Annotated in this window: 5 protein-coding genes; 2 read left to right on the top strand and 3 right to left on the bottom strand. The window is 39.2% G+C overall.

Annotation, left to right across the window (positions count from 1 at the left end; translation table 11 throughout):
* Positions 1-298 precede the first annotated feature (298 nt).
* Both ACTHJT_RS07165 and ACTHJT_RS07160 read left to right on the top strand, forming a co-directional pair.
* Positions 299-802, top strand: a complete 504-nt coding sequence (locus tag ACTHJT_RS07165) for an AAA family ATPase (protein ID WP_440237318.1) — start codon at positions 299-301, stop codon at positions 800-802.
* Complete coding sequence (locus tag ACTHJT_RS07160; RefSeq protein WP_440237317.1) at positions 799-1812, top strand: hypothetical protein; 1014 nt, start codon at positions 799-801, stop codon at positions 1810-1812. The genes ACTHJT_RS07165 and ACTHJT_RS07160 overlap by 4 nt, the downstream gene beginning before the upstream one ends.
* Here ACTHJT_RS07160 and ACTHJT_RS07155 read toward each other — a convergent pair.
* The 3 genes from ACTHJT_RS07155 to ACTHJT_RS07145 form a co-directional block, all read right to left on the bottom strand.
* Positions 1809-3581 (bottom strand): 7TM diverse intracellular signaling domain-containing protein, encoded by a 1773-nt coding sequence (locus tag ACTHJT_RS07155; protein WP_440237316.1) that lies wholly within the window; start codon positions 3579-3581, stop codon positions 1809-1811. The two genes, ACTHJT_RS07160 and ACTHJT_RS07155, sit on opposite strands and share 4 nt — an antisense overlap.
* 101 nt (positions 3582-3682) lie before the next feature.
* Positions 3683-5959: a glycoside hydrolase family 3 N-terminal domain-containing protein gene (locus ACTHJT_RS07150; protein WP_440237315.1), complete on the bottom strand. Its 2277-nt coding sequence runs from the start codon at positions 5957-5959 to the stop codon at positions 3683-3685.
* 247 nt (positions 5960-6206) lie between these two features.
* A partial coding sequence (locus ACTHJT_RS07145) for an outer membrane beta-barrel protein (RefSeq protein ID WP_440237314.1) occupies positions 6207-6626 on the bottom strand: 420 nt, incomplete at its 5' end.

Genomic DNA, 6626 nt, shown 5'->3' with positions numbered 1-6626 from the left:
AACAAGATTTTTATTTTTCAAAAGCTTCCAAAGCATTAACGTTCAACAGACCCCGGAAGACTTTTAAAAATGTGCAAATGAAACCAACGTCAATACTGCAAGTAGAGCGAGTGTAAATACGATTCTTTTCATAGTAGTATTAATTAAGTTCAGTTTATCAGAAACAGGCTTGGAAAGGGCTTTTGTGTTTCTTTTTATATACCAAATGTATATATTGATTCTGAAGTATGTTTGTACTAATTCTGAGGCCTTTATGAAGCAATTCTGAAGGAATTATAAAGTTTTGTATATAAATAAGATGAATACTGCACTTATTTTAGTTTGCGGACTTCCCGGTTCGGGAAAAAGCTTCTTTGCGAAGCATTTGAGTAAAAAGATACAAGCTGCTTATTTTAATAGTGATCTGCTCCGGAAAGAGTTATACCCAACCGGCAGAACCTATTCTGAACAGGAAAAACAATTGGTATACGATACCATGCTTGCACATACTTCGGCCAATATTGAAAAAGGTAAAACGGTAGTTGTTGATGCTACCTTTTATAAAAACATATTGCGCATTCCTTTTTATAAACTGGCAATACAAAATCATATTCCATTGTATATCTTTTACATTGAAGCAAACCAGGAACTGATCAAAGCCAGAACTTCAGTAGCAAGGACTGATAGTGAGGCGGATTATGCCGTCTACCTGAAGCTCAAAGAATTGTTTGAACCAATTGAGCAACCTTATAAAACGCTTACTTCCGGGCAACATAATATAGATACCCTTTTATCAGAAGCTTTAATGTATATAAGCCCATGAAAAAAAAAGAAATTGAACAGCTCATAACAAACGGAATATTTCCATATGAGCAGCAGGCTAAAGCCAGACTGATCGAAACGGCTATTTCTTATGTCATCATAAAAGGCGGCTATGCTTATAAAATTAAAAAAGACATCAAGCTTTCGTTTCTTGATTTCTCTACTTTAGAAAAACGGAAACACTATTGCTACGAAGAACTGCGGCTGAACCAGCGCCTGGCAAAAAAAATGTACCTCGATGTACTGGGTATTTCAAAGAAAAATTCTGTGTGGCACATATCAAAATCCTCCGGCCAGCCTAAAGAATATACTGTTTTGATGCAGGGTATGAATCCCAAACATCAGCTGAATGAATTATTGAAGAAACATGCCATCGGGAAAAAATCAATCCGGCAATTGGCTACGCAAATTGCAGAGTTTCATTTACGGGAAAAATCTTTATCCCTTTCATACGATCCTTTTTTTTTATCCCGTGAATTTGCTGACATTGATAAATTCATGTCAACAATAGCAGACGAATTGGGCAAAGATTATGAAAAAATTGTTTCTGCTGCTATCGCACTATCCAACGACCTGATCTTCCTGCACCAGGACTTCATCCGGAAACGGGTAGCAGATGGGTATTTCAAAAACTGCCATGGCGACCTGCACGGACAAAATATATTTATTGAAGATGAGCCCATCGTTTTTGATTGTATTGAATTCCGGGAAGCATTCAGAGAAATCGATGTCCTTAATGAAATTGCATTTCTCTGTATGGACCTGGAAACTTACGGTTACCAGGCACTTTCAGATTTATTCCTGAAAAACTATATTAAACAAACAGGTTATACATTTTCATCCCAGGAGAAAATATTGTTCACCTACTTCAAGGCATACAGGGCTTGTATCCGTGCAAAGGTAAATACTATAGAGCTATCGCAGCATCCGGGAAATAAGGAAATCAAAAAGAAAGTAAAAAAATATATTGAAGCGATGGTTAACTACCTGATCGAAATTTCAGCAGCTTAGATTTCATCCAGCACAATATCCTTCCAGTTCGTTGCTTTTGCATAACCTTTTTCCTGCATTCTTTCTTCTACTTTTTTTCGGAACGCCCATATCGTAGGTTTTCTCAAATCGATCTGTTCGGCCAATGCTTCGTCTGTCTGCCTTATATTGGAGAACTCTACATAAGTTAAATAAAATGCTTTATTCAACGGAAATTTTAAATGGTGAAATAAAGTATTTGCGGTGATGGATTCAATCGTTCCGCATTTGCTGCATTTTTTACGATACCAAATACCTGCGTCACTGGCTTTCGTGTTTCCGCATTTTTTGCATACAAATCCTTCCGGCCACTTCAGCTGCTGAATTACCTTCATACAGCTTTCATCATCGGGATAGGTATTTAAAAATTCTTCATAGGAAACTATCTGGTTATAGATGCGTGAGATCTTCTCCTGTTTAATTTCTTTTTGCAGGGAATAATTAAAACGGTCCAGTTCAGAATTCAGTCGGTCGGTTTCTTTTGCAAACGCTGCTAATTTTTCATTGGCTGATTGCAGCTCGGCTGTCCGTTCGCGTACCTTCGCTTCCAGTTCCCGGTTTACTTTTTCCTGTAGAGCTTTTTTTTCTTCCAGCTCTGTAATCAGGCGCTGCTGCAGCATGTCATTTTCACTTAACTGTATAATCAGAGCTTCTTTGCTCTGCTCCCGCTCTTCCTGAATAATACGGATCTTATCTGCCAGTGCAACAGAGAAAATAATCACTTCCAGTATAATACCGTAATTAAAGCTATAAACCGTTAAAATCGTGGAAGGAATAATATTGAATGAACGCAGCAGATTGATCAATACACTCAACATGACCATAGAAAAACCTGCAAAGAAATAATATGCAAAACGATTGCCTTTCCTGGCAATCACCAGCGAAGTAATGTACACAAGAATGAATACAGAGAAGAATACATATTCTGCAACCAATGCAAGAGCTTTAAACGGAAGAGAAAGCAACAATACAAATACATATGCAAGCAGTAAGCCAATCAAAATTTTCTTAACGATTGGTACATATTTTTTTATTTCCAGAAATGAAACCGAATAAATAATAAACGTACTTAAGAATAATGGTTTGGCCAGGTAACTGTTAAATATAAAATTAAAGGATGGAAACGAAGAAAAAATATATTGGTAGGCCATTCCATCTTCCCTTACAGACAAGGCAATACAGCCAATAATATAAAACACATACAGGATATGTACACGCAAGGCTCCTTTCATATACAAAAACAGATTGTATAGCAATACAATCAGCAGTATACCATAGTAACAGCCAAGGAAGAAATATTCAGAGATGGCGTATTCTGTAAAAAAATGATCGGAACGGATTTTAAAATACAATTCATCGGCTTGGATATCCCGCACGCCGATGCGGACGGTATAGTTTCCGGGTTCCATGTTCAACGGAAAAATAAAATTCTTATGTGCCAGATAACGTTGTTCAAAAACATACTCTGCACCCGTTTTGAAAAAACGGATGGTATCACCGTTTTGATTCAGTACACAGGCTTTAATATCTTTTAGCTGCGGCGCCAGACACTCAATCAGAAAATCTGCTGAAGTTGTTTTTGTGATTTTAGTTTCAATCCAATAATAATCTTTGTCGCCAGTTTGAATACCAAAAGAAGAATTCTGATCCGTTAAAAAAATATCACTCGTGTGTTCATCCAGCACAAGCTGTGCCTGCACAGGAGAAAGTAAAAATAAACAAACAAGTAATTGAATCAATCGCAGGATCATTACGAATATTTTTTATGTATTACGGTTAAAACAGATCCGTGTTTAAAAAAGCATACTTTCCGAAACCGGAAAGTATACTCTGAATTATAAACTATATCAATTTAATCATTTAAATGTATTTCCGTACGAAGATTGCCAACAATCAAATCAAATGCACCGGCTTCCGTAACCGTGATCAGATCTTTGTTCACAAATTGCAGATCCGACGCTTTGATGGTGAATAAAACCGTCTGCTTCTCGCCTGCCTTCAATTCAATCTTGGCATACTTTCTCAAGCGTCTTTCTGAAGGTGTGATTGAAGCATAATGATCACGTGAATAAAGCTCTATAACTTCTTTGCCTGTGCGACTTCCTGTATTGGTTACATCAACCTGTACCTGAATACTGTCCTTAAGGGAGAATTCCTTTTTATCCACTTTCAGATTGGTATAGCTGAAGCTTGTATAGCTTAAACCATGTCCGAATGGCCATTGTGGATTGAATGCGATAAACTCACTCACACCCGGCGACAGCTGTTGTTCGGTCTCTTTAAACTTATGGTCATAGGTTGTAATATCGCCATTGTATCTCGGGTACGTGAATGGAAGTTTCCCGGAAGGATTCACTTCACCGAATAATACTTCGGCAATTGCCTGCGCACCTTTATTACCAGGACGATAACACATCAGCACGGCATCAGTCAGTTCTTCTTCTTCCGGGAACAATCTCGGCCTGCCCTCTAACAAACATACTATTACCGGCTTGCCTGTTTTCTTCGCCGCAACAATCAATTGCTTTTGAGCGGCAGGCAGGTTCAGATCTTTAATCACACCCGGTTGCTCTGCATATGCGTCCTCGCCTATGCATAGAACAATCACGTCTGCCGCTGCTGCATTTTTTTGTATAAATGATGCATCGTAGTTTGCAGCATCTGTAAATACAGGCGAAGCATTTGTTTTCACATTACCTTGTCCTGTCATTACTTCCAGGGCTTGCTTGACAGTTTGTATAGAAGCAGGATAGAGCGCCTGGTTGGCTCCCTGCCACGTATACGTCCATGCGCTATGCAAAGCAGACAAACTATTCGCCGCCGGACCAGCCAGCAGGATTTTCTTTCCCTTAGTCAACGGCAGACAATTGTTTTTATTTTTCAGCAAAGTTATCGATTCGCGTGCTGCATCCAGCGCGATCTGCTGATGCGCATCTGAGCCAATTACTTTAATATCTTCAAGTGATGGTAATGGCTTTTTCAGCAATCCTAATTTAATTTTTAAAGTAAGGATACGGCCAACAGCTTCATCAATACGCTCCATCGAAATTTTACCTTCATTCACCAGCTCAATTACGTACTTCGGAAAAGAATAATCATTCGGCACCATACTCATGTCAACACCGGCATTTACGGCGATCATAACAGCATCTTTCGGCGTAGCTGCAATCTTATGCCAGGTATGCAAACGGATCACATCTTCCCAGTCTGAACAAACAAGCCCTTTGAAGCCCAGCTCGCCACGGAGCAAGTCTGTTAAGAGCCATTTATTACCATGACAAGGTATACCGTTGATCTCAGCAGAATTGATCATGATGGTAGAAGCGCCTGCTTGTATCGCTTCCTTAAACGGAGGTAAATAATATTCCCGCAGAATAATTTCCGGAATGTGCGAAGGCGTTCTGTCAATACCATTTTTAGGAGCCGAATAACCAAGGAAATGTTTCATGCAGGAAGCAACAGAATTTACAGAAGTAAGATCACTTCCTTCCATGCCTGTAACAGCGGCTCTTCCCATCTGTGTTGTGATGTACACATCTTCGCCGAAGGTTTCTTCAAAGCGCGACCAGTAAGGTTCACGACCCACATCCAGCACCGGCGCAAAGTTCCAGGTCAAGCCAACGGCACGTGCTTCTTTCGCGGTAAGTGTGCCTGCTTGTTGAACCAATGCATCGTTGCGCGTTGCCGCCAAACCGATATTATGCGGCAGTATCACAGCGCCTTTCATAAAGCCAACGCCATGCACGGCATCTGTCCCATACAATACCGGAATCTTATTGGTTGTGTGCAGCGCTTCGTTCTGGATCTGGGATACAAGCTCTATCCATTTCTCCGGGGTATACGCCTGGATGCAATTCAGGATAGAACCAATATGATAGGTTTGTATAGCTTCCTGCAGTTTTGCAGTATCTAATTTTTCATCTGTATTACCATATCCGTTTGTAAGAAGATTACGGATATCAATCTGTGTCATCTGGCCGGCTTTTTCTTCCAGAGACATTTTTTTCAATAGATCCTGCACCTCTTTATCAAAGGTTTGAGGTTGATAAATGGCTTCGGTTTTCTTCTCACAGGAAAAGAAAGCTGCTGCACCAAGCCAGATAGAAATCAATAAAGTTATTTTTTTCATTTGGAAAGAGTTTTGGTGAAATCGTTTCCAATATTACGGTGCTGATTGCTGATTCAATATTAAAAAACTGCATTTCTGCTTAAAAAACGAACATTCAGAGCATTTTCACGCATCGTTTGGTACGCTTTGTTACCCATAAAAAATGTTCAAAAACCATGGGTAAAGGGATTCAACCGGATTCGGATATTTATTTTACCTTACGGATTTTCAACCGGTAAAATTGTATTCATTTTCTATCTCACCATACTCAAGCAGATTTAAAATTTTTGATCGTATACATGACGGTAAACATAAAATAGCGTGTCAGAACAGTCGTATAAGTATCCTGCACATACGTTTCTGTTACCGTTCTTGCAATGCTTCTATTCTGGTTCAACAAGTCGAATACACTTAAACGCAGTTCCAGTTTCTGGTCTTTCAACATCTTATACCCGATCCCGGCATTCCACAATAAAAATTGCTGGTTGTAGGCGGAAGATAACCCCGCATACAAACGCTGCGTGAAATCAGTTGACAATACCAGACCTTTGTAAGGCATGACATTGACTTTTGCTGTAGCGATATGATAGAAGTAATTATTATTTAATTGGGGTTGTATGGAATTCTGAACAATATTATATGATGCATTATACATCAGATTGAAATCTACTTCTTTGCTGATATTACT

Source organism: Cytophaga sp. (assembly GCF_051961495.1).
Classification (GTDB): Bacteria; Bacteroidota; Bacteroidia; order Cytophagales; family Cytophagaceae; genus Cytophaga.
Note: the sequence above shows the minus strand (reverse complement) of the source record. Positions and strands in the feature narration are given on the sequence as shown.

Bases quoted from the DNA above. Each gene is read 5' to 3' on its own strand.
- ACTHJT_RS07155 (WP_440237316.1), bottom strand. From the start codon at position 3,581: ATGATCCTGCGATTGATTCAATTACTTGTTTGTTTATTTTTACTTTCT.
- ACTHJT_RS07160 (WP_440237317.1), top strand. From the start codon at position 799: ATGAAAAAAAAAGAAATTGAACAGCTCATAACAAACGGAATATTTCCA.
- ACTHJT_RS07165 (WP_440237318.1), top strand. From the start codon at position 299: ATGAATACTGCACTTATTTTAGTTTGCGGACTTCCCGGTTCGGGAAAA.
- ACTHJT_RS07150 (WP_440237315.1), bottom strand. From the start codon at position 5,959: ATGAAAAAAATAACTTTATTGATTTCTATCTGGCTTGGTGCAGCAGCT.